Below are 24,558 nucleotides of genomic sequence, written 5' to 3' on the forward strand. Positions count from 1 at the left end.
TTATCCGTATGGGTGGGGAGTGTTTGCCGCAATGTGCAAACAATGTTTTTAAATGATTTTGACCTTGATTTGGGGTTTTTAAGGGGGACCCCCTTAACGTTCGACGAAGGGGCACTAAAACAAGTTTTAGTCTAAAATTACCATATAAAAAATTTTATTAAGGAGAGACTTAGATGAGTAAAAAAAAGAAAAAATTACTATCTGTAATAATAATTTTTGGTTTATTCATTACTTCCTGGATTTTCGCAGATACTGTTTCTAACAGTTATCAAGGGAATTCTGTAATGCAAATCTATTTAGATAAGTTTGAAGAACCTATTTACTCTACGTTATATTACATAGTCAATTATTATTATGATAAAGACAACGTAGATTATGACAAAATAGTGGATTCCACAATTGAAGGGATGATGAAAGGACTCGATGATCCTTTTGCTTGGTACCTTGATTCCGTTCAGACAGAAGAAAGCAAGATAGACATAGAAGGTAAATATGGTGGAGTTGGGTTGACTATTAGATATGATTATGAAATGAATGCGGTTGTTATCGTCTCACCAATGAATGGAACTCCCGCACAAAGAGCAGGACTAATGTCTAACGATTACATTTTATCCGTTGATGGTATCCCCACTTCTGAACTCGGCCTTAACAAATCAGCTTCGTTAATGAGGGGTGAACCTGGAACGGAAGTTACCTTGGAAATATACCGCAACACATGGACCGAACCAAAGAATATTACATTAATAAGAGAAACAATAGAAACTAAGACGGTAAAATTTGATACGATAGAATACAAAAATAAGAAGTTGGGCTACATATTACTCACTAATTTTGCCAAAACAAGTTCTCAAGAAATGAAAGAAGCCCTAAATAACCTTTCAAATCAGAATATAGAAGGAATAATAATTGATTTAAGAAATAATCCGGGCGGACTTTTACAATCAGCTGTTGATGTTACTTCCATGTTTTTAAAAAGCGGTAAAGTAGTTAGTGTTAAATATTTTGATGGTACAAAAGAATCTATTACAACTATTCCAGGTAATTATTACAGCTTTTTACAAAATATTCCTATTGTTTTGTTGGTTAATGAAGGTTCGGCTTCTGCATCTGAGATCTTAACCGGGGCACTTAAAGATAATGGTGTAGCAACTATTATTGGAGAAACAACGTATGGAAAAGCTGCGGTACAGAACACATTTAGTTTATCTACCGGAGGAGAAATCTGGTTACCTATAGCTCATTACTTCACACCAAGCGGGTCAGATATTCATTTAAAAGGGATAAATCCTGATATAGAGGTAAGTAATCCAGAAAGGGAAGTCATCTCAATGACAGAAATATCTGAAGAAGAAGCAACTCAGGCTTTCTATACGACTACAGAAAAACCTGTACTAAATATTGAAGAAGATTTGCAATTGAAAACCGCCTTGGACTTTTTAATTGGGGGTAACTAAGTTGCGTTTTTATGGATGGGTTATATCTATTTTTTTAATATTCTTCTCTTTGTCCATCGGGTTATATCTCTCGTTGGGCAGTATGGAAAGCACGACTTACAATATAGAAAAATCTCCCAAATTTGTAGTAAAAAATGTCAGTTATGATGTTTCTTTTTTGAATGATCAATTAAATGATGTGAACAATCTTTCCATTATAACTCGTAATATAATGGATGATGGGGTTTTTGTAGGAACCCTAAAATTTGATTTTAGAAACAACAAACTAACTATCAAACCTGTCACTAAAAACGCTTACGACGATTTCAGAAGTTTGATCATCTCCACGGGAGTCAGATATAAAGAATCAAAAAATGATTACGAACTATATGGTTTAACCTTAGCCTACTATCAACTCATAACTGACAATTTATACTTAGAATTAACTCCAAAGATATATGTTTTGAATCCAGAAAATTTTGATGAAAACACGATAAATATAATGAAATCCAGGTATAATTTATTCACACAACAGGATTATAGATCCTATTCTTTCAATAGAGATCTTTTAAATTCTTTGAACGAATATGGTGGAGTTATCGTTGATGAGGATTTACTTAATAACCCTGCGGTGACACCTTTATTGGATGTTTTTAGGCAGGAAAATATAGATATTGAACCGAATGTTTCAGTTCTTGTCTTCGAAGGATGAAAAAATGCCGAATATTTTTTTAGACTTTTTCAATTCCCTTATAAATCCAAAAAATATTTTCAACGTTACAAAAAAATCTTTTTTTATCCCATTCCTAATAAGCCTATTTTACCTTTTCTCTCCGGTATTTTTGAGAAACATACAAATACTTGAAGTGGGACGTTTTGACGTTCTAAAAATTAAATTACTTATTTTTATTCTGCTTTTTTCTTACTTAAGTTCGGGCATAAGAATGCTTTTTTGTTCTGAATCTAATTTATTATACGCATACATTTCTTCCGTTTCCCCTGTTATATTAGGCCTATTAGGAAAACCTTTTCTTTATTTCTCTGTTTTATGGGTAATCCTTTTAAGATTTTATATAGATTTAAAAAAAAATAATTACTATTCTTTAATTATAGGTATTGTTTTTGACCTTTTTCTAGTATGGTGGTTGCTGTGAGAGAAAAAAAGGACTTCTTTTTAGAACTTGCTAATTTTATCACCCAAAATGCTTATTACATAATAGCGGTAGTTTTAGTCTTTACAATTTTCTTTGGCTTTTTTTCCACTAGATTGAAGGTAAACTCAGATTTGTTGAAAATACTTCCTCAAGACTCGGAAGTTATTGTTGAACTTCTAGAAGAACAAGCATTTCTTGAAGGATCTGATGTGATGGTTGCTGCGTTTTTTCTCAACGATAATGTCCAGCCTTCACAAATTGCCTCAACTTTTTACGATTTGATGCAAAAAGAACCTACCTTTTTAAGTTTTGTGCAAACGGATCTCTCTTTCCTTTTTTCATACGGCATCATAAACTTAAGCCAAACGGATTTAATTTACACTATGTATGAGAACTTACAAAGTTTTGGCAGTTTATTAAGTAGAAATTTCACCTATGATTTCAAGTTATTTGAAAAAGCGGATAACTTTTTAGAGGATATTTACGGTTTAGAAAACTTTCTCCAAACTGGTAAAAATAATGATTTAATCAGTTCCTACTACACTTTATCACCTGATGGAAAAGTTATGATAATGGGACTTACTTTCAACAAAGCTTCTTCTGATTTAGATTACGTAAACTACATAGTTCCAAAAATAGACTCAATTTTAACAGAGATTGAAAAGACTTTCAATATAAAAACAGGTTTGACTAATTCCTATGTCACGGGATACGAATCTAATCGTACGGTAATGGAAGATTTTAAAATAACAACAACCTTATCGATAATTTTTATAACTATTCTATTCGCTTTCGCATTTGGTAATTTCACTTCTTCTATAATAGTACTTTTAGGTTTAATAATATCTACATTTTTAACGATGGGGCTCATCACGTTAACTTTCGGAGAATTGAATATTGTAACTTCTTTTGTAATGGCAATAACTTTAGGTTTGGGAATAGCTTATGGGATTCATGTAATGACGAGATTTTCAAAAGAAATTGAGGATGATGGTAATTTCACTACTGCATTGGCTTCGACTTACAAAGGAATACTTTTGCCTCTGTTCTTTGGAATGATAACTACTGTTATAGTTTTCTTAACGCTTTTTTTCATGGGATTACCCGCTTTTAAAGAGTTAGCAATCGTTAGCTCAATGGGTTTATTGGTTTTTTTCTTTATTATGATTTTTTTTGTTCCAACGTTAATTTACGCTTTAAAAGTAAAAATAAAAATTTCTCCTTTTACAGTCAAAATAGATGATGCCTTTAAAAAAATCCCTCACTTTATATCAAAAAATTCAAAAATGATTTTTATTATAGTGGTTCCAGCAGTTTCGATCTTCAGCGTTTTGGGTTTAGTTAATTACAGTAACTTTTCGTACACGCCTCCAGGGCTAATTTCTTCTAATTCAGAATCTGTTAAGGTGGGAGAACAAATTTTGGATCACTTTGGAAATATTTCTTTTGATACGTTGCAGTATCTAATGAGAGTTGACGAAGATATTGAAACTGTTAAAAAAGAATTATTGAACACGGGTGTTGTGGAATCTGTCAACAGTTTACCAGACATAATTCAAGAAAATCTTGGAGAATTTTCTAAGATAAAAACACAGTTAGAAGGTTTATCTCAAGTTATAAATAATCCAATAATAATATCCGTTTTAAAAAAGAATAATCTATATTCAGACAGTCTAAAACTGATAGATGCTGCTGCTCGCTCTTCTGACCTTTACCATTTTACCTTGAATATCATGGATATTTTCCCTGAGGATCTCAGAGGAAACTTTTTAATAGAGAAGGATGGTCAAAAATATCTTATTCTGGAAGTAACTCCCAAATTCAGCCTTTGGAGTAACAACGGAATAAAAATTTTCTTTGACGCGCTTGGGGAAAAAGGAGAAAACATTCTGGGTTTACCAAAAGCAACATATAAAATAATGGAGATGATCAGAAAAAGATTTTATATACCATTATTTCTATCTTTCATCTCCATATGGGGTATAACTGCAATTGTTAGAAAAAATGTGCTTCAACCATCTGAAGCTATGCTTAGTCTGATAATTTCTGTATTAGCTACTTTTGGTGTGTCATATTTATTAGGTATAAAGGCTACTTTCGTAACCGTTCTAACTTTTCCCTTAATCTTTGGTATAGGTATAGATGGATTTCTACATATATATCACACGTTCAGTACTAACAAGACAAACTTTTGGAATATCTTAAAATCCATAACATTTTCACTTTCTACGACAACACTCTCTTTCTTGAGCTTTCAATTTTCTAGGGGAGAGCTTTTAAAAGAATTTAGTTTGACGATGTCTATGTCCTTGGGTTTTACCTGGCTATTCACAACCGTTATGTTCATAGTAAATAGAGAAATGCTCAGAAAATTTTGGAAAAGAAAAAAGTAGTTAACTTATTTTGGTTTGAACATATCACTGTTTATCTGCAACGGTACATTCAACCAATAAAAGATACTCAAATCGAATTGTATGTAAGCAAGATAATCAAATTTTTCTTGTCCAAAATCATACTTGACATCTCCCCCTGCCTTTATTCCATCGAATCTATACTTTCCAGATTCAAAGGATAGATATGGTCTCGATAATACTTTTTCTACCTTACTTCCAGCGTATATAGATCCACCTGCATACCCAATGTAAGGATCGATCTTCGTATCAAACACAACAAATGGTTTATCTAAATTTGCCTTTATACCAGAAATTGAATCATACGTGATTCCTATACCCATTTCATAAATGTTGTAATTGTTAACAGAGTAAGGGCTTATTTGGAAAATAGAATCTAAGACATATGAATCGAAAGAAGTGTTTTTAAATGAACTCCCACCTCCCAAAAATGTGTTTATCGTATTTCTTAAATACCAAAGATAACTATTGGAAATATAAAAACTTGTTAAAATATCTTCTTCTGTCAAACTCAGAGTTATACTGTTAGTCGTATAATAATCAAAGATCAAGGATAAATCCCCGTAAATTTTGCTCCCATCTGTAAATGCATCTATAAACCCTATGTAGTTCATGGCCTCGCTGATAAAAAATGCTCCGGCTCCGTATAAAATATTATCATCCATATCAACAGCTAAAATTGGAAACGGCAATATATAAGGCTTTTCAAATGTGTATTTTTTTACTTCAACGTCTTCAGGATAATAGATTTCATAACTTTCAAAATTAACTTGTGCAACTACACTTTGCAAAACAAAACTTTCTTTAACTGCACTTTCTAAATCTAAATAACTCAAATGGTATCCCTCATGATCGTAAACTAAATGGTATAACTTATCGTTCAAAACTACCGGTTCAAAACTACCGCTTAAATAATTTGTCAAGCGTTCAACCGTTTTTTTGGTTGTGTTTAACCTATAAATATTGTATATCCCATCTTGGTAATTAGCAGAATAATAAATAAAATCATTATCGATAAATAAACCAAGCTCTTCAACTTCATCATCGGTAATTTGATAAATCTTTTCTGATGATAAATCATATGAATAGATATCCGTTTGGTTCTTATAATTAGCAGAAAAATATATTATATCTTCTTCTCCTACAATATCGTTAAAAACATACTTACCATAATCTATTAACTTTTTAGTCTCGTTAGTCCTTAAATCGTACAAATACAAAGCAGTCAAACCTTTGTCTAATTTTGAATAAGCTATCTTTTCGTCTCCTACAAAACCAAAAGCTTTAACCCTTTCATCTAGAAACCTTCCACCATTCGGGCAAGCACAATCATAATACAACTTATTTGTGTAATATCCCATGTTGTAGGTAGTCACTAAGTACAAAAAATTACCTCTTGAATTTACATCGAATGAACTTACTCCCTTTTTAATCAATTCGCCATCTTTGTATGCTCCCTTCGGTTGATCAGGCATAACCAAATATCCATAAAGGGAAATCCCATCAGTTCTAAGATTCCCAGTATTTTGATAAGTGTTATCGATTTTCAACCAAGATAATTTGTAACCTTTTTCTTTTAATTGATCGTAGTCATTAAGATATTCTTGCTTAATATCTATCAAAAAGCTGGTCCAACTATCCCCCGTTACCCAATAAAACGCTTCATCCAAATTGCTAAAAACGTTTGTATTTAAGACCCTTATTATCTGTCTCAGTGTGTCCTCTCCATAATTATTAACTATTTTTTTCACCAAAATTGTTCCATACATATAGTTAAAACCAGCAGGGCTCCATATATCAATTGAAGAACCTGAACCCAAATAATATCTTGGGAAGTTGTTACTCAATATCTCAGATCTTAGATACATATTGAAAAGATCGTCTTCAAATCTCCCTCCGAACTCTTTACTTTCCATGTAAATAGAAATACCTTCATGCAAATAGCTCGGCTGATGAACCATGTTAATCGTGTTTTTAATCAATTTACTAGGAACCCAAGATATAAAAGGATCTCTAACATCACTCCCATAAAAAATGTGATTCAACTCATGCGAAAAAACAAATTTACTCCAATCTTCTACGTTTCCACCCAATGCCAAAAAATCTTCTGGAGGATTAATGTAAAGCCTTATTACATTGGTACCTGTGAAGGCAAAAGAGTTTGTAAAATCAACATCATCTAAAATATAAACCGTTATTTTACCAGGATTTGAACCATAAAAATAAGTGTACTTTGTATACAATTCTTCCGCGGTATCAGCGATCTCTTCATAAAAATAATAAAGATCCTTCTCAAAAACAAACCTATAATTCTCTGTTTCTAATTGATAAAGATCTTTAGGTGGTGTATAAACAGTAGAAGAAAAAATCGTTAAAGAAATCGTCATACAAAAGATCAATACAAACAATTTTCTAAATCCTTTAATTGTCATCTTTAATTCAACTCCTTTGATTTTTTAAAGCTTAATCTATTATAATATAATAAATAAAAAAGATCGATAGGTATTGACAAACTTTCCTTTTTATGATAGACTTATTTTTGGAATTAATGCCGAGATGGCGGAATTGGTAGACGCTGCGGACTTAAAATCCGCTGGGTAGAGATACCCGTGTCGGTTCGAGTCCGACTCTCGGCACCCTTTTAAATTAATTATGCTACATTACTTGGTGCGGGGTGGAGCAGTCTGGTAGCTCGTCGGGCTCATAACCCGAAGGTCGTAGGTTCAAATCCTACCCCCGCTACCATTTGTTATATGGCGGCGTAGCTCAGTTGGCTAGAGCATACGGTTCATACCCGTAGTGTCAAGAGTTCGAATCTCTTCGCCGCCACCATAAATGAAATTTCTTAAATAAAAAGATGGGGTAATTTAGATAGATGCCCCATCTTTTTATTTTATTTTAATATTTTGACGAATTATTAATCACTCTTTCTAAACCTCAAAATTCTGCTATAAAAATGAGTTACTTTTCCACTTTCGAAAAAATCCTTAGAGGAATCCTCTACTATAATTCCCCTTTCTTTCAGTGCCTTTCCTGATAATTTAATTATCTCTTTTTCTTCTTCCTGAAGCCCTTCATAAACAGTGTATACAGCATCGTTTTCCAAATCTTTTAGCTTGACGTTTACCCTATCGAACAAGCCAAACCTTCGAGGGTTTCTTAAATATATCAAAACACCTTCATCTTTACTTTTATTCAAATACTCCACAGCAAAATACCTATCGTTTGGAACGGAAGAAAGTCTGAATTGATAGCCTTCTTGTATTATCTCTCTTATCTCTTTATACAACTGAACCTGATACCTTGCTAAATCGAAATCCCTTTCAGAGAATTTATTCAAATCTGCACCGATTCCCAAAGATCCCATCATCGATGAATGAAATCTGTACGCCAAAGGATAAGTATCTTTTTCTCCCCAGTCAGTTACCCACCCTATCATTATTTTTGGTGCGTATGCGTAGGAAAAACCCTCTTGGATCTCTAATCTATCAAATGGGTCTGTGTTGTCGCTTGTCCATACTTGATCCGCATATTGCATTAAGCCTATATCCACTCTTCCCCCACCGCTGGAACAGTTTTCAAAAGTAACGTGTGGATGTTTTTCTCTTAAATATTTCCAAATATCATATAAGTTCCACACGTATTTAACCCATATTTCTCTTTGTTTTCGTGGTTCTACTTGCATCCATCCCGACTCAAAAACATGTCTGTTCATATCCCATTTGACGAAATCTATATCGTTCTGTGTTAAAAGATTATCCATGAAATCTATGATGAACTCTTTCACATCTTCTCTTGCCAAATTAAGCATCAATTGATTTCGTTGAAGTGATTTTGGTCTATTTGGAAAACTAATCACCCAGTCAGGGTGATTTCTATACAATTCGCTGTCAGGGTTAACCATCTCCGGTTCTACCCATATGCCAAAATCCATTCCTAAGGATTTAACATAGCTTATCAAAGGTTTCAAGCCATTTGGAAATTTATCTTTGTTCACATACCAATCCCCTAACCCTGCATGATCGTCATTTCTTTCCCCAAACCATCCATCGTCTATAACAAAAAGTTCCACACCAATTTTTGCAGCCTTTTCAGCCAATATTTTTTGATTTTCTTCGTTCACATTAAACGTCGTGGCTTCCCAAGAATTGTATAAAACCTTTCTTAATTTGTGTGCTTTATCTTTTGGCAAGATATAGTCGAGCTGGTAATGATGTATATTCTGGCTCGCCTTTGTAAAACCCTCGTCTGAAAAGCCAAACACAAATTTCGGAGTAGTGATCTTTTCCGAGGGTTCTAGTATATAACTAAAATCCCAGTCATTTATTCCTCCAATTATAGCTATTCTTTCGTATATACGTTTTTGCACTACTATCTTCCAATTACCACTCCAAGCTAATTCACCGAAGTATACCTTTCCATGATCTTCATCAGCAGAGTAATCGATCGCAAAAAAAGGATTCAGGTAGGCGCTTGTTTTTCCAACCCTACTTTCCAAAACTTTGCTTCCCTCGTTTATGTCTTCCTTTTTTAAGTGAAACTCACTCCCCCACATACCTGCAAGATAATTTAGTTTTGCTTTTTCATCATTTTCAACATACAACGACGCCGATTTCATATCTTCTACATTTATTTCTTGATTAGAATTGTTTTCAATCTCTATCCATCTTTCTATAATATCGTACTTTGCTATCACCTTGTAGAAAAGATTTACACTCAAATTATAATGCTCATCACTTAGCCTGATTACTAGATCATTCCCACTCACTTCAAAACTTTTGTAATTCAACACAATATCCCTAACACCGTCGTAATACTCAACCTTCAAACAATGCTCGACGTTGTTCTTCTCTCCTCTTACAGAAAACTCATCATTCCAAGTGTATCTGTCCATTACAATCAAATCTTTAACTTCTGGGTAGTCCTTAAACCTCGGTAACTTTGATCCCCAATACAAATTTTTGATTTTTCCTTGATCATCTAATCCAAAAACGTAACCCATATTTTCTGTTTCCAAAAACCATCTCTTCGTTTCTTGATCAAAAGTTATAGGCATTTAATTTCCTCCTTCTCACATTTAAATGGTGAGCCTTTTAAAACCAGAATTTTATCGTTGCATACTCAAAATATTTTTTTGAAAGAAAAAAATAAAAGAACGAAAATACACAAAGAATAAATAGCCGAAAAAAGATAAACAGCATCAATCCCGTTTAAAGTATAAAGAAATCCCATCATCAATGGAGCCACAGTTCCAGATAACTTAAAGAAAACCTCTCTTAAGGAAATCACCGCTCCTCTGTTTTTTCTTGAAGTTATTTCAGTAGTCAGAGAGTGCATACTCGGAATATTTATGCCATGCCCCATGCCAAAAATAATAACAGCTACCATCAAACCTACAAAATTTCTAACAACCATCAATAAAAAAAGGGCGATCGCATAAAACACATAAGAAAAAGCTAACAACCATTTTACCGTGTATCTATCGCTTAATTTCACCAACTGTGAAGAAGCAAATGCAGCGGTGAAAGACATAAAAAACATTAATATACCTGTTATCCAAGGGGGAAAACCAAACTTATATTCTGATAAAAAAGGTAGATACGAAGAATATGCACCACTGAGCAAAAAGAAAGTAGAAAACCCAGCAATATAGATAAGAATTATTCTGAAATCTTTTAAAACTTTAAACAGATCTACAAAATAATCCTTCAAGTTCTCACCATTATTTTGATGGGAATCTTCAAGAAGAAATAAGGTAGCTATTCCAACGGGTACAGCTAAAATGGACAGAAAAAAAGGAAACTGCCAACCAAAAATAGCCAACATTCCACCAATAAGTGGATAGATAGCTAATCCAATATTTGCAACGGTTTCATTGTAACCTATAACTTTTAATCTTTCTCTTTCTCTAAATAAGTCTCCCATAAGGGTTACATTCAATGCGCCCAAGGCGGATGCCCCAGCTCCATTGATAGCACGTAATAACAGTAAAATGTTAAAATTTGTTGTTAAACCACTTAATGCCCCAGATATGGCAAATAAAAATAAGAAAGGAACCATAAATTTTTTTCTTCCATATCTATCAGCTAAAACACCAAATAATGGAGTTAAAAATATGGCAGGCAAGTTAAAAAAAGTAATTAACAAGCCTACCTGTTGCTCTGTTACATTGAATTCTTCCTTTATCAAAGGAAAAACAGGAGAAATACTAGATACACCCATGACGACCATCAACGTCACACCGAATATAATTAACATGTTATTTTTTTGATTTTGTTTTTTTGCAGAATTCAACTTTTTGCTTCCCCCAATAATTTTAGCTCTCTATACCTTTAATTTTATCATATTCACACATTATATAAACTTCAAAAAATCTATTAATACAATTTTTTTCATTTGTGATAGAGTTTTATTAGTTGTTGAAATACACTATTACAAAGAAAGAGGGAAACATTTAGACATATTTTTATTGTTTTACAGAACCTAAAACGCCTTGTACGAAATACCTCTGAAGCATAAAAAATAGAATCAGAGCTGGTACCGTCGCTACTACTACGGCTGTCATAACTAAACCAAAATCGGGTTTGTAACCTGATGCTAAATTAGCTATAAATAAAGCCATAGTACGCTTTTTTTGACTTTGAATAATAACTAAGGGTTGTAAGTATGCGTTCCAACTTGTTAAAAAGGAGTAAATTGCTGCGGCAGCATATGTGGCTTTTATTGAAGGCATTACTATGGAGAAAAAAATTCTTAATTCACTTGCTCCATCCACACGCGCCGCCATTATAATCTCCCTTGGATATGTTTGAAAATTTTGTTTGAAGAAAAAGACTAAAAACACTGATGGGATCATAGGTAAAATAACTCCCCAAAGGGAATCTATTAAATTCAAATAAGTCATCAACCTGAAAACAGGAACCATCAAAGCGGCAAAAGGAACCATCAATGTTAATAAAGTCCCACCATAAACATATTTCATTCCTTTTGATTTATACAGTTCAAACCCGTAACCGGCCATAGAAGATGCAACAACAGACAAAATAACTACAAAAAAAGAAATTTGGATAGAGTTCCAGAAAACTTGACCTAAATCAAAATTGTTTATAAGATTTTGGATATTTACGAAAAATTGATTTCCGAATGTTAGTTTTCCTTTATTGACATCTAAAGATGTATTTGTGCTACCAACCACCATCCAATAAAAAGGGAACACTGAAATAAAAGCAGCAATACTTAAAAACAAGTATATTAATACATATCTAATTTTTCGACTCATTTTTCCTCACCTGCCACCCTAAACTGCGTTAAAGTTAAAATTACAGCTATAAGAACTATAATCCACGAAATTGCAGAGGCATATCCAAAATTTGGAACATACTTAAAACTAACATTATAAATATAAACTGATGGTGTAAGCAAAGAATTACCTTGGCCAACGCTTGAACCTGTTGTCACCCCAGAAGCTAGCATCATTGGCTCATCAAAGAGTTGTAATGTTCCTATCGTAGACAAAATAGTAGTAAAAAGAATTATAGGTTTCAACAAAGGAATTGTAATTCTAAAAAATTGGGTAATTTTACTTGCACCGTCTATCTCAGCAGCTTCATAGATTTCTTGGGGTATATTTTGAAGCCCTGCTAAATATAACATCATATTATACCCTGTCCATCTCCAAGTCATGGCAATTATTAATGTAACTTTGGCCCATACTGGATCTAACAACCATCTAATGGGTTCTTTAATTATATTAAGAGTTAATAAGACATTGTTAATAAGACCTTCAGTAGAAAACATCATTTTGAAAACTACACTATATGCAACAAGAGAAGTGACAGCAGGTAAAAAAAGAGCTGTTCTAAAAACCCTTTTTAACTTTAATTTTGGATCATTAAGCAAAAAAGCAAAAATAAGCGCTAAAAAGAGCATTATAGGAACTTGAATAATTAAAATAATAATAATATTTTTCAATGATTGTATGAAATAGTTGTCTTGAAAAAGTCTTAGATAATTTCCAAAGCCCACAAAATTTCTCATTACTCCTCTTGTAGAAAAAGTAGATAAATATAGGGAATAAATCAAGGGATAGAAAATAAACAAAGCCAAAAAAAATACAGCTATACTTACAAAAATCCAACCCCATTTGTTTCTTCTTTTTTCAAATGTTTTAGTCACTTAATAAACCTCCTAACTAAAAAATATTATTTAGTGTCTTTGGAAACTCTGAAACCTGCTTTAAACAATACTTCAAGAATCTAAAAATTTTTAAAATACCTCCATCATTCTAAGTTACATACAATCTGCTTTAGCTCCCCTTCGCTCAGCAGCCCGCCCGGATGGATCGAGTAGGGCTCCGCCCTGTAACCCTTTTAAAATCAAAATCTTATTTTTGAAAATCTTATTATTTCTAAAGTGTCTAAAAATATTATTAATGAGACTTGCAGTTTGCAACCAGATAATAAAAACTTTTTAGGAAAATACAAATACAAATTAAGTTTTTTAGTTCATTCTTTTTAAACTAATTTTAGATAATAAATTATATTTTGGTAAATTAGTTATCACAAATACTAAGGGTATCAAAAAGAAGGTCCATAAGGACCTTCTTAATAATTAAAAAAATCCAACTACATTTCTAAACTGATCTTCAGCTTTTTTTAGAGCTTCTTCAATCGTTAAGTTACCATTGTATACATCTGGCATTACTCCCATAATTGCTGCGTCTGCTTCGTAAGTAAATAAACCATAATCAATTGAAGGAATCATAGTCATCCATTCTGAAAAATCTAAATATATTCTTTGGTTACCAAAGAAAGGATCTCGTTTTACGTAAGCTTCACCTGTTTGAGCAGGTAACCAGGTTCCTATAGCTCCTCTTTCGTACAATATTGTTTGATAAAAATCTACATCTTTAGCATATATTTCTTTCATGAAATTAATTGCTAAATCTTTGTATTCAGAATTTTCTAATATATACCAACTGGATCCTCCAAGATTTGAGGCGTTAACAGAACCAGGAACATCCAATTTTGGAATTGGTAGAACGCCCCATTTACCTTCTTGAGTGGGTTCTGCCTTTATCGATCCAATTATCCATGCTCCAGTAATAACGGAGGCAACTTCTCCTTCATTAAATGATGCTACCCATTCATTCCAGCCAGAAACTTCTTTGCCAATTCCTGAGTCATAAATTTCTTTGTAAATTCTGACTGCTTCATACATCACTGGATTATTTGCTATGTTTGGTTCTCCATTCTCGTAAAAATACCAAGTTCCCGCTGATTGTAGCAATATCCTCATTAAACCTCCATCATACGGATCGGCTCCAATCATATATTTCCCAGTTTCTTCTTTAACCTTTTTTCCTAATTCTATAAATTCAGTCATTGTAATTTCATTTAGACCTTGAACGTTTATTCCAGCTTCTTGAAAATAATCTCTTCTATAAAACCATCCTGTTACACCAGAATCGAATGGAACTCCATAGACTTTGTTTTTTAATGTCATGAATCCAAGTTTGTAATCGGCGAATTCTTCCCAGTTAAAATAACCTGTTAAATCAGTAAAAGATTTAGGATACGATTCCAAATACTTCTTTGCGTTATAATCTTCAATCAACACAATTTCAGGAAGACCTTTTTTTACACCAGAGGCCAATATTGTGTTCAACTTTTGCTCAACATCGGCTTTTGCCATACTTACAATTTCAAACTCTACATTTGGATTTGCTTTACTGTATCTTTCGGCTGCTTCTTCCATGATTGCCACATTAAAATTAGGATCCCAACACCATATGGTTATTTTGCCACTTGAATCTGCTGCATTAGCCGTTATACCTAATCCCACCATAAAAACTAAAAGGACTAAAACACTTAAAAATCTTTTCATACCTACACCTCCCATATGTTTTAGACATATTTAATCATAGTACTTGTACTGCTATTCAAAAATCACCTCCTTCATAGCAAAAAGCATATCAAGATTTCGTTCTTTTAAGAATCTTAACCCCATAACCTGGAACAGTTAGTTTTCTATCTGAAGTTTCACCTTCCAGAAGGTCGATATATTTCTGTTCATCAAGTTCGACAACCTTTTCTTCTTGAGTAAAGTTCATCACAAAAATAAAGTCATTCTCTCCATCAGTTCTCATTTGAGCTGTAATACCGTATGGTAAATCCCTATCAATAACCTTTTTCAATCCAAGTTCTTCTATCAGTTTGCCATAAAACATATCGTTAAATTGCTCTTCATTTCTTGAAGCTATATAATATGCTTTTCCTTTTGAAAAATCATTGACCGTTAAAGCGGGCATCCCTTTGTAAAAATCCTCTTTGTAGGTTGCCAAAGATCTAGCTCCTTCCAAATGAATCAAATCGCATAGTTCCTTTGCTTTATATTCACCTTTCAGCCCTAATTCATTTTCATTATCGAAAGAAACTTGTCTACTCTCACCATCGTAAAGTGCATCTATCTCCTCAGACCAAATGCCAAGAACCTCTCTCAAAGGACCTGGAAATCCCCCTAAGAAACACAAATCTGTCTCGTTGACTATTCCCGACCAGTATGTTGTAACAAAGGTCCCACCTTTTCTCACAAATTCCTTGATTTTTTCACTTACCCCTTGTTTAACCATGTAAAGCATTGGTGCTATCAATAATTTGTATTTTGAAAAGTCACAGTCCATATTTATAACATCAACAGGTACACCATTCTTCCAGAAAGGTTTATAATTCTCTTTAACGGTTTCCTCGTAATGTATGCCTATGTTTCTTGGGCCTTGGGCATCTTTCATCGCCCACCTATTTTCCCAATCAAAAATAATAGCAACTTCTGGATTTACCGTTGTTCCTATTATTTCATCTAATCTTTTTAGTGTTTCACCCACATTTTTGACATCGTTGAAAACTCTGGTATTTTCATGCCCACAATGATCAACAACAGCTCCATGGAATTTTTCACTGCTCCCTCTGCTCTTTCTCCATTGAAAATATTGAACGGTATCAGAACCATGAGCTACCGCTTGAATAGAAGATAATAAATGCATTCCTGGTCTTTTCAATTTACTGACTTCTTGCCAATTAGTTGTGCTCGGAGTGCTCTCCATCAACATGAAAGGTTTTCCACCTTTCAATGATCTATTCAAATCATGAACCATACTCACTCCACAGGCTAAATCGTAATCATCATTACTATGCCATCTTGGATAATTATCCCAGGAAATTACATCCACATAATCAACAAATTTCCAGTAATCTAATCCCTCATATATTCCCATAAAGTTGGTTGTCACAGGCAGGTTTGGATTTATCTTTTTCAGAGGCTCTATCTCGTGTTTGAAAAAATCAACAGTTTGGTGAGTTACGAATCTCTTCCAGTCTAAACTTAATCCATGAAGCGTACTCTCTCCATGAGGCGCGGGAGATTCTATTTGTGTCCAATCAGTATAGGTATGACTCCAAAAAGCCGTCCACCAGGCATCATTCAGATTTTCTAAGGTTTTATATTTCTCCTTTAACCAATTTCTAAAGGATTCTTGACAGAGTTCACAGTGACATTCTCCCTCATATTCGTTAGATACATGCCAAGCTATTACTCCTGGATGATTCGAATACCTTTCTGCTAGTTTTGTGTTTATAATGTTGACTTTTTCTCTGTAAACTGGCGATGTATAACAATGATTATGGCGCTCACCGTGAAGGTTTCTCACTCTATTCGGTCCTACCCTCAAAACTTCTGGATATTTCCGCGACATCCAGGCAGGCCTAGCACCACTTGGAGTTGCTAAGATTGTATATATTCCATTTTTGTATAGCTTTTCTATAACTTTATCTAACCAACCGAAATTAAACTTACCTTCTTCAGGTTCTAAAGTACTCCAGGCGAATATGCCTACAGACATAACGTTGCATCCAGCAAGCTTCATAAGCCTGATATCCTCTTCTAAGACTTCTGGATACTTTAGCCATTGATCAGGGTTATAATCTGCCCCGTGTAGAAAATGCGGCACTTTTGCACTTATTGGTTCATATTTTTTTGTCATTATTTTCACTCCTAAACTTTCAATATTATTTACAAGGTCAATATTACTAAACATTAATATCGATACCGTGAACGATACCAAAATAATTATAACAGAGTTAAAATTCGTTGCAAAATCTCGTTATGGGCAATTAGGTAAGTTTAAAGGCAATTAAAAGATATTATTCACGTTTAACTCGAATTTTCTCAATTTTTGAGAATTTTTACTCCGTCTTCGATTGTTGTTTCGTAAAAGAATGGCTCTATCATGGTTTTTTCATAATAATTCTTCGAAACTTGCTCCTTGAAAGTTTTTACCTGACTTTTTTCCACCAAAGCAATGGCGCATCCACCAAATCCTGCTCCAGTCATTCTAGCTCCTACACAGCCTTTGGTTTTTAGAGCTTCGTCAACAATTGTATCTAGTTCATAACCTGTCACTTCATAATCATTTTTCAAGGAATTATGGGATTGGATTAAAAGTGATCCAAAACCTTCAATATCATTATTATTTAATAATTTAGAAGCCTGGATAACCCTTTGATTTTCTGTTATTACGTGCCTTGCTCTTTTTAACTCTATTTCATTATCAAGATATTTTAGATCTTTCTCACTACATTGGCATAAATTATCAACTTTTGTTTCCTTCGATTGGTTTATTTTTTCTAAAGCATTTTCACATTCTTGTCTTCTTTGGTTGTATTGAGACGAAGCAAGCTCTCTTCTTTTGTTTGTGTTCATAATAATCAGAGAATACTCGTCTAAATAGCAAGGTATGTATTCATAAGTTAGGTTTTGTGTGTCAAGCAGTAAAGCGTGATCCTTCTTGGCGTTTGCTATCACAAATTGATCCATTATTCCAGAGTTCACACCAATAAATTTGTTTTCAACCCTTTGTCCCAAGAGTGCAAGGTATGTTCTTTCGATTTCTTCAGGGGATTGACTTTGAGATAAGAGCATGAACCCAATTAGTACTTCCAAAGCCGCAGAAGATGAAAGGCCTGCTCCATTTGGAAGTTCTCCTTTAATCAGTATATTACATCCCTTCAAGGGAACCCCATCTTCTAACAGAAACTTTATAACCCCCTTAGCATAGTTACCCCAACCATCCTCTTTTCTATAATCCACTCCCTTATTTAGATCGACTTTTACTTCGTTGGGAAAGTCCATAGATTTTAGGCAAATAAAATTATCGTCCCTCAAATTCATTAAGCCATTTATACCAAGGTTTATAGCTACTGGTAATACATATCCTCCATTGTAGTCTATATGTTCGCCTATCAGATTTATTCTTCCTGGAGAGAAGAACCTTTGTACTGGTTTTTTACTAACTTCGTAGATTTCTTGAAAAGAATTTAGTAAATCCATTTTGTCGACCTCTCTATTGTATTTTTTTGAATTTTTCTATTGCATTTCTTAAAGTAACGGCAGTTTCTTCCACCGCCATGGTATTCGCCGCAGCCCAAGCACCCATCTCGCTTGATGCGTACCATTTTATTTTATCCTTGTCTCTTAAAGGAGGATAGAACTCAATATGAAAATGATAGTATTTGTTGGAATCTGCATATTCTTCTGAATTAACAGGAGTTTGATGGATATTCATCATGTAGGGAAAAGGTTTGTCAAACAATGCATCAAAACCACCAGTTAACAGTTTTATCGCCTCAGCCAGGTCCCATTTTTCTTTTTCGTCGAATTCTGATAAGTTGCCTTTGTGGGATTTGCTGACGATGAAAGCACCATAGGGGTAGTCTGTAAAAAACGGGAGATAAACGAGAAATGAGCCATTCTCAAAAAGAATTCTTTTTTGAAACTCCTTTTCTTCTTTGTTCATTTCACAAATAAGGCATTTTTCTTTTTCTTCGTAATATTTTTTACAGTTGTCGAGTTCCACTTTTAACTTCAAAGGAATCCACGAATAGGCATATAATTGACCGTGTGGATGGAGCATCGTTACCCCTACTTCTTTTCCTCTGTTTTCAAACGGAAAGATGTATTTTATTTTTTCATCTTTTGAGAGTTCCTCAAATCTTTCAACCCATAAGTTTACCAACTTAAATATATGTTCTACTTGTAATTGAGGAAGGGTAATATTGTGATCAGGAGAATACAAAATCACTTCGCATTTTCCATAATTTTTTTTGACTTTGTACAAATCCGATCCTTGTATATTTGGCTCATCTGGTTCTAGTTTTAAAGCGGGAAAATCGTTGTCGTATGCATAAACGTCATAGTTCGGAGGCACTTTTTTACCCGGTCCTGGACAAAAGGGGCACCAATCCTCAGGTAAATGGGGTCTATTTTGTCTGTTGTCTGCAACCATTGTGTATGTTTTTAATAAAGGATTCCAACGTAATTCTGCCATACAATTCCTCTCCTTCTTTGTTTGAGATTTACTGCCTTTAAAATCTCTAAACCTTCTTTAGCGCCCCTTCGCCCCGCTGCCCACCCATGACCCATATCTTATTTTATGTTTAAGATTTCCTCACTATAAGTTCTATATCTAATACTTTCCTTGTTGATGAGTTATCGCTTTTCTTACTTTTTATTCTTTTATAAAGCATTTGAAATGCCTCATATCCCATTTCAAACTTTTTAACTTTTACCGTTGTCAACTCTGGCTCGATTAACCTTGAAAAGGCTATATCGTCGTAACCTACTACTGAAACATCTTGTGGAATCTTTAGATTATTTTCTTTCAAAGCTTTAATCGCCCCGTAAGCTATTAGATCGTTGTAGCAAAATATTCCGTCGAATTCTTCTTTTTTTCTGATCATTTCAACCGTTTTATCGTAACCTGCTTTAACGTGATATCCTTCATGTATCCCTTCACATATCTTGATATCATCTTCCGAAAAAGTTAACCCTTTCTCTTTTAACGCTTTTTTATAGCCTTGCAACCTTCCATATGAAGCAGAGTTATATAGTTGATCGGTTATTATTTTTATCTTTTTACACCCTTTTTCAATGAGGTATTGCGTTGCAAGATATCCCCCTTTTACTTCGTCACTGAATATTTCATCCACATTCCAACCGTCTATTTCTCTACCTACAAGTACTATAGGGAAGTGTTCTTTTATCAGTTCCTGAATATCTTCATAACTCTTTTGCATTGGAAAAAGGAGAATACCGTCGACTCTCCTTTCCAAGAGCGTTTTTAAAAACTTTTCTTCATTTTCGTATAAACCTTCAGAGTTCATAATTATTATTTGATAATTATTCTCCCGTGCTGCTTTATCAATACCTTTGAATACCTCAGAGAAGAAAGGGTTAGAACTATCAGGCATGATTACTCCGATTGTATGAGTTACATTGGATTTGAGCATAGTAGCGTATATGTTTCTAACGTAGCCTAGTTCTTGGGCAATTTGTTCTATCTTTTCTTTTGTTTGAGGGTTTATATCTGGTTTATCGTTTAAAGCCCTTGATACAGTGTTTACAGAGACCCCTGCTTTTTCAGCAATGTCTTTTATGGTTACAAAACTACCTCGACTTATTTTTATCACCTCTTTCTCATGTTAACGTTAACGGTATCAAATTAATTTTACACCAAAAACCAAAAAAATCAAAATGATTTTTTTGTGGTACAATTCTTGTAGGACAAATAAAAAAATAAAATAGAACTTGCATTTTATGGCGTATTAGATCATAAATTAATTGTCATCGAAATAGAGTAATGGTTAGATAGTATTTTTATGTCTTTGAAAATCTAAATATTCAGGTTATAAAGGGTTCATATCATTATAATCAAGCCAAAAAGGTTTTAGAAAAGAAAAGAAAAAAGAATTCAGACGAAAAAAATAATCTTAATTAAAAACCTAAAATATTGAAGGCGCCCTTTCCTGGGCGCCCTTTATAAATGAGTATTATTAATTTAAAAAGTTAAGTCCAAATTTCTGTTCTTTATTTCTTTTTTTATTTTCTCAATGAAACGTTCTTTTGAAACATTTTCTATGGTATCACCTTTTCGAGTTCTTATATTTATAGTATCTGAGTTCACTTCCTTTTCTCCAAAAACTATCATATACGGCACTTTCTTCATCTGTTCATTTCTTATCTTATATCCCACGGTAGCATCAGAATCATTTACATAAACCCTAATACCTTCTTGTTCTAAAATACGAGAAAATTTCTTTGCTTCTTCGTTAAATTTTTCAGAAACTGGAAGAATTGATACTTGAACAGGAGAAAGCCAAGTCGGAAACTCACCAGCAAAGTTTTCTATTAAAATACCAAAGAATCTTTCTAAAGACCCAAATATTGCTCTATGAATCATAACCGGCCTTTTTTGTTCATCGTTTTCATCTGCGTACACAATGTCAAACCTTTCGGGCATCTGAAAATCAAGCTGAATCGTGGTACATTGCCATTTTCTCCCAAGGGAATCTGTAACGTTAAAGTCTATTTTGGGACCATAAAAAGCCCCTTCCCCCTCGTCTATTCTATATTTCATATTGGTCTTTTCCAACGCCTTTTTTAAAGCATCGGTAGCCTTTTCCCAACTTTCAATATCTCCCATATGATCTTCAGGCATAGTACTTAAGATGGCTTCGTATTTAAAACCAAATGTTGAAAATATTTCGTTGGTTAGTTGTATAACTTTTATTATTTCTTCCTCCATTTGTGACTGCATGCAGAATATATGCGCGTCATCTTGAGTGAAAGCTCTGACTCTAAAAAGACCGTGCAAAACCCCACTTCTTTCGTAGCGATGTACTTTACCAAATTCAAACATTCTTATTGGTAAGTCTCTGTAACTGACAAAGTTATTCTTATATATCAATATATGCCCTGGGCAATTCATCGGTTTGACTGCCATAGGCATATCTTCTTTCTCAGTGAAAAACATATTCTCTTTGTAATGATCCCAATGCCCAGATTGATGCCATAATTTAATATTCATGATTTGAGGGGTTTCTACCTCTTCGTATCCATATTTTTTATGAACTTGGCGAGAGTAAGCCATCAATTCATTTAAAATTATCTTACCATTCGGTAGGAAAAAAGGCATACCAGGAGCCATCTCAGATTGTAACATGAATAAATTCAATTTTGGGCCTAATTTTCTGTGATCTCTTTTTTTTGCCTCTTCCAACATGTTTAAGTAATCGTCAAGTTGTTTATTTTTGGGGAAGGCGGTGGCATATATCCTTTGAAGCATCTTGTTCTTTTCGTCTCCCCGCCAATAAGCTCCAGATACTGAAAGAAGCTTAAAATATTTAACATAACCAGTAGAAGGAAGATGAGGCCCCCTGCACAGATCATAGAAATCCCCTTGAAAATAAACTGAAACAGTGTCTTCTTCTAGTTCCCCAATTAATTCCAGTTTGTAAGGTTGATCCTGGAATAATTCAATAGCCTCTTTTTTATTTACTTCTTTTCTAATAATTTTTATATCTTCTTTTATAATCTTTTTCATTTCCTCTTCTATCTTTGAAAAATCTTCTTCTGAAAGGTTGTATCCTTCAATATCAAAATCGTAATAAAAGCCGTTTTCAATAACCGGCCCTATAGCTAATTTGACTCTATCCTCTCCGAAAATCCGTACCACCGCCTGGGCCATAATATGAGCCATCGTATGTCTGTATATTTTTGGAGCTATTTCATCATCCAAAGTTATTAACTTAATAGTTGAATCCTGCATTATAGGGGTATTCAAATCTTTTAATTCACCGTTAATTTCAGCTGCTATAGCTTTTCTGTACAGCCCTTGGGATATACTTTTGGCAATTTCTGCAGGGGTAATCCCATCTTTAAATTCCTCAACAGAATCATCTGGAAAAGTTATTCTAACCATTTAATCACCTCTAACAATAATGGAATTTTATAAAGTTAAACTTTCAAGTTTTTCTTTGAGATCTTTTTCTAGGAGCTTATCTATTATTTCATCTAAATCTCCATCAAGTATTTCGTTTATTCTATGAGTGGTATAGTGAATTCTATGATCTGTAACCCTGTTTTGTGGGAAATTGTATGTTCTTATTTTTTCGCTTCGCTGTGCAGTACCTATTTGTGATTTTCTCTCTTGTGTAAGCTGAGATTGTTGCTCTTCTAACTTTATCTCAAAAAGTTTTGCCCTTAGTATATTTAAAGCTTTTTCTTTATTTTGATGTTGGGATCTTTCATTTTGACAAGTTACAACGATTCCAGTGGGGAGATGGGTTATTCTAACGGCAGAATCCGTTTTGTTAACGTACTGACCACCTGCTCCACCTGCCCTATAGGTATCTATTCTGAGATCATTCTCATTTATCTGAACATCTATATCCGTTGCTTCCGGTAACACCGCAACGGTGGCCGTCGAAGTGTGTATCCTTCCAGAAGATTCTGTTTGAGGTACCCTTTGTACCCTATGCACACCACTTTCGTATTTCAATCTTCTGTAAGCACCTTGACCCTTTATTTTTAATATGGCGGTTTTAATTCCACCAAGTTCGTTTTCGTTTAGATCAAGGAGTTCATATTTCCAATTTTTTCTTTCAGCATACCGTATATACATTCTCATTAACTCTGAAGCGAAAAGGCTCGCTTCATCACCTCCAGTACCTGCTCTTATCTCCATAATGATATTTCTCTCATCATACTCATCTTGAGAGACTAAACCTTCTATAATTTTTTTTCTTGTTTCTCCTTGCTTTTCCTCTAAATCTTGGAGCATTGACTGATATTCTTCTTCAGAGACTTCATTGTTTACATACATTTCTTTTAATGCTTTTATGTCTTCTAAATCCTGTTCGTAACTCTCAAACAGTTTATTTAATTCTGATAGTTTGGAATGCTCCTGTCCTAATTTTTTTAAATTTTCAATATCGTTAGTAATACACGGATCACTTAGTTGTTTCTCTAGTTCTTTAATTTTTTTCTTTACTTCTCCTTTAAAATCTAATATATTCAACTTTCTCACCTTTTTATTTTATTTGTTAACATTAAGGGGTAAAACCCCTTAAGATCCCCGAACGCATTTGCTTCGCAAATGAGAATATGGAAATTATTTCTAAGGCATTATAAAGAACACTTTTGCATAAAGTAGCAAAAAGCTTTTTGCACAATTCAGCAAAATTTTATATCTTAAAACTTTCAACCAATCCTTTTAATTCTGTGGCTAATTCACTCAACTCTTTCGCTTCTTCGTTTATCCCTACCCCTTGTTTTACTTGTTCGTCTATTACACTTCTTGACCTTTCTAGTTGTTCACTTATCTGTGTTACCGCTTTCGCTACCCTGTCCATCGCTGTGCTCATCTCTTGCGCACTTGCACTTTGTTCTTGCGCACTTGCAGTCATGTTTTCTATCCCTTGGTCCATCCTTTCTATCCTTTCTTTTATCCGGTTGAAACTTTTCTGTACATTCTCCATCTTTTCGTTTATTTCCCCTATCGTTCCTACTACCTTGTTCGTCGATTCGTTTACTTTGTTCGTTCCTTGCGTTATGTTGGTTAATATTTCAGATATTTCATCCGTTGCATTCCTTGATTCTTCTGCTAATTTCCTTATCTCATCCGCTACTACCGCAAATCCTCTTCCTGCTTCTCCTGCCCTTGCCGCT

16 protein-coding genes and 3 tRNA genes are annotated in these 24,558 nt (G+C 33.9%); 6 read left to right on the plus strand and 13 right to left on the minus strand.

Annotated features, from left to right (window positions below):
- Nucleotides 1-173: 173 nt before the first annotated feature.
- The 3 genes from AD60_RS04330 (at nucleotide 174) to AD60_RS04345 (ending at nucleotide 4,980) form a co-directional block, all read left to right on the plus strand.
- Entirely contained in the window at nucleotides 174-1,454 is a 1,281-nt protein-coding gene (locus tag AD60_RS04330) for a S41 family peptidase (protein ID WP_103876438.1), read from the plus strand.
- Nucleotide 1,455: 1 nt separating this feature from the next.
- A complete protein-coding gene (locus AD60_RS04335) occupies nucleotides 1,456-2,145 on the plus strand; it encodes a hypothetical protein (protein ID WP_103876439.1) in 690 nt (229 codons plus the stop codon).
- A 438-nt stretch (nucleotides 2,146-2,583) separates the two neighbouring features.
- Complete coding sequence (locus AD60_RS04345; RefSeq protein ID WP_158248374.1) at nucleotides 2,584-4,980, plus strand: RND family transporter; 2,397 nt, start codon at nucleotides 2,584-2,586, stop codon at nucleotides 4,978-4,980.
- 5 nt (nucleotides 4,981-4,985) lie between these two features.
- On the opposite strand, the gene AD60_RS04350 is transcribed toward AD60_RS04345, so the two are convergent.
- Nucleotides 4,986-7,430 (minus strand): hypothetical protein, encoded by a 2,445-nt coding sequence (locus AD60_RS04350; RefSeq protein WP_103876442.1) that lies wholly within the window; start codon nucleotides 7,428-7,430, stop codon nucleotides 4,986-4,988.
- Between the two features lie 118 nt (nucleotides 7,431-7,548).
- Here AD60_RS04350 and AD60_RS04355 point away from each other — a divergent pair.
- The 3 genes from AD60_RS04355 to AD60_RS04365 all read left to right on the plus strand — a co-directional run bounded on the left by AD60_RS04355 (nucleotide 7,549) and on the right by AD60_RS04365 (nucleotide 7,830).
- Nucleotides 7,549-7,634: transfer RNA gene (locus AD60_RS04355), tRNA-Leu, on the plus strand.
- Nucleotides 7,635-7,666: 32 nt separating this feature from the next.
- A tRNA-Met gene (locus AD60_RS04360) sits at nucleotides 7,667-7,743 on the plus strand.
- 10 nt (nucleotides 7,744-7,753) lie between these two features.
- Nucleotides 7,754-7,830, plus strand: a tRNA-Met gene (locus AD60_RS04365).
- Between the two features lie 85 nt (nucleotides 7,831-7,915).
- Here AD60_RS04365 and AD60_RS04370 read toward each other — a convergent pair.
- The 12 genes from AD60_RS04370 to AD60_RS04425 form a co-directional block, all read right to left on the minus strand.
- Nucleotides 7,916-10,054: an alpha-galactosidase gene (locus AD60_RS04370; protein WP_103876443.1), complete on the minus strand. Its 2,139-nt coding sequence runs from the start codon at nucleotides 10,052-10,054 to the stop codon at nucleotides 7,916-7,918.
- A gap of 65 nt (nucleotides 10,055-10,119) precedes the next feature.
- Nucleotides 10,120-11,292, minus strand: a complete 1,173-nt coding sequence (locus AD60_RS04375) for an MFS transporter (protein WP_103876444.1) — start codon at nucleotides 11,290-11,292, stop codon at nucleotides 10,120-10,122.
- 172 nt (nucleotides 11,293-11,464) lie between these two features.
- Nucleotides 11,465-12,277: a carbohydrate ABC transporter permease gene (locus tag AD60_RS04380; RefSeq protein ID WP_103876445.1), complete on the minus strand. Its 813-nt coding sequence runs from the start codon at nucleotides 12,275-12,277 to the stop codon at nucleotides 11,465-11,467.
- A complete protein-coding gene (locus AD60_RS04385; protein WP_103927394.1) occupies nucleotides 12,274-13,173 on the minus strand; it encodes a carbohydrate ABC transporter permease in 900 nt (299 codons plus the stop codon). Before AD60_RS04385 ends, AD60_RS04380 begins: the two co-directional genes overlap by 4 nt.
- 435 nt (nucleotides 13,174-13,608) lie before the next feature.
- Nucleotides 13,609-14,883: an ABC transporter substrate-binding protein gene (locus AD60_RS04390; protein ID WP_103876447.1), complete on the minus strand. Its 1,275-nt coding sequence runs from the start codon at nucleotides 14,881-14,883 to the stop codon at nucleotides 13,609-13,611.
- An 88-nt stretch (nucleotides 14,884-14,971) separates the two neighbouring features.
- A complete protein-coding gene (locus AD60_RS04395; protein WP_103876448.1) occupies nucleotides 14,972-17,035 on the minus strand; it encodes a beta-galactosidase in 2,064 nt (687 codons plus the stop codon).
- A 185-nt stretch (nucleotides 17,036-17,220) separates the two neighbouring features.
- Nucleotides 17,221-18,381 carry a galactokinase gene (locus AD60_RS04400; RefSeq protein WP_103876449.1) on the minus strand — a complete coding sequence of 387 codons (1,161 nt, stop codon included), beginning with the start codon at nucleotides 18,379-18,381 and terminating at the stop codon, nucleotides 17,221-17,223.
- Between the two features lie 13 nt (nucleotides 18,382-18,394).
- Entirely contained in the window at nucleotides 18,395-19,378 is a 984-nt protein-coding gene (galT, locus tag AD60_RS04405; protein ID WP_103876450.1) for a galactose-1-phosphate uridylyltransferase, read from the minus strand.
- 109 nt (nucleotides 19,379-19,487) lie between these two features.
- Nucleotides 19,488-20,510 carry a LacI family DNA-binding transcriptional regulator gene (locus tag AD60_RS04410; RefSeq protein ID WP_103876456.1) on the minus strand — a complete coding sequence of 341 codons (1,023 nt, stop codon included), beginning with the start codon at nucleotides 20,508-20,510 and terminating at the stop codon, nucleotides 19,488-19,490.
- Nucleotides 20,511-20,887: 377 nt separating this feature from the next.
- Entirely contained in the window at nucleotides 20,888-22,810 is a 1,923-nt protein-coding gene (gene thrS, locus AD60_RS04415) for a threonine--tRNA ligase (RefSeq protein WP_103876451.1), read from the minus strand.
- A gap of 27 nt (nucleotides 22,811-22,837) precedes the next feature.
- On the minus strand, nucleotides 22,838-23,902 hold the full coding sequence (gene prfA, locus AD60_RS04420) for a peptide chain release factor 1 (protein ID WP_166667765.1): 1,065 nt from the start codon (nucleotides 23,900-23,902) through the stop codon (nucleotides 22,838-22,840).
- 172 nt (nucleotides 23,903-24,074) lie between these two features.
- Nucleotides 24,075-24,558: methyl-accepting chemotaxis protein (locus tag AD60_RS04425; RefSeq protein WP_233186811.1), on the minus strand; the 484-nt coding region annotated here is incomplete at its 5' end.

The organism is Petrotoga sp. SL27, assembly GCF_002924605.1.
Lineage (GTDB): Bacteria > Thermotogota > Thermotogae > Petrotogales > Petrotogaceae > Petrotoga > Petrotoga sibirica.

What these genes read in the sequence shown, in the direction of transcription:
- AD60_RS04380 (WP_103876445.1), bottom strand. Translation starts at nt 12,277, where the DNA reads ATGAGTCGAAAAATTAGATATGTATTAATATACTTGTTTTTAAGTATT.
- thrS (WP_103876451.1), bottom strand. Translation starts at nt 22,810, where the DNA reads ATGGTTAGAATAACTTTTCCAGATGATTCTGTTGAGGAATTTAAAGAT.
- AD60_RS04390 (WP_103876447.1), bottom strand. Translation starts at nt 14,883, where the DNA reads ATGAAAAGATTTTTAAGTGTTTTAGTCCTTTTAGTTTTTATGGTGGGA.
- AD60_RS04395 (WP_103876448.1), bottom strand. Translation starts at nt 17,035, where the DNA reads ATGACAAAAAAATATGAACCAATAAGTGCAAAAGTGCCGCATTTTCTA.
- AD60_RS04370 (WP_103876443.1), bottom strand. Translation starts at nt 10,054, where the DNA reads ATGCCTATAACTTTTGATCAAGAAACGAAGAGATGGTTTTTGGAAACA.
- AD60_RS04400 (WP_103876449.1), bottom strand. Translation starts at nt 18,381, where the DNA reads ATGGATTTACTAAATTCTTTTCAAGAAATCTACGAAGTTAGTAAAAAA.
- galT (WP_103876450.1), bottom strand. Translation starts at nt 19,378, where the DNA reads ATGGCAGAATTACGTTGGAATCCTTTATTAAAAACATACACAATGGTT.
- AD60_RS04350 (WP_103876442.1), bottom strand. Translation starts at nt 7,430, where the DNA reads ATGACAATTAAAGGATTTAGAAAATTGTTTGTATTGATCTTTTGTATG.
- AD60_RS04330 (WP_103876438.1), top strand. Translation starts at nt 174, where the DNA reads ATGAGTAAAAAAAAGAAAAAATTACTATCTGTAATAATAATTTTTGGT.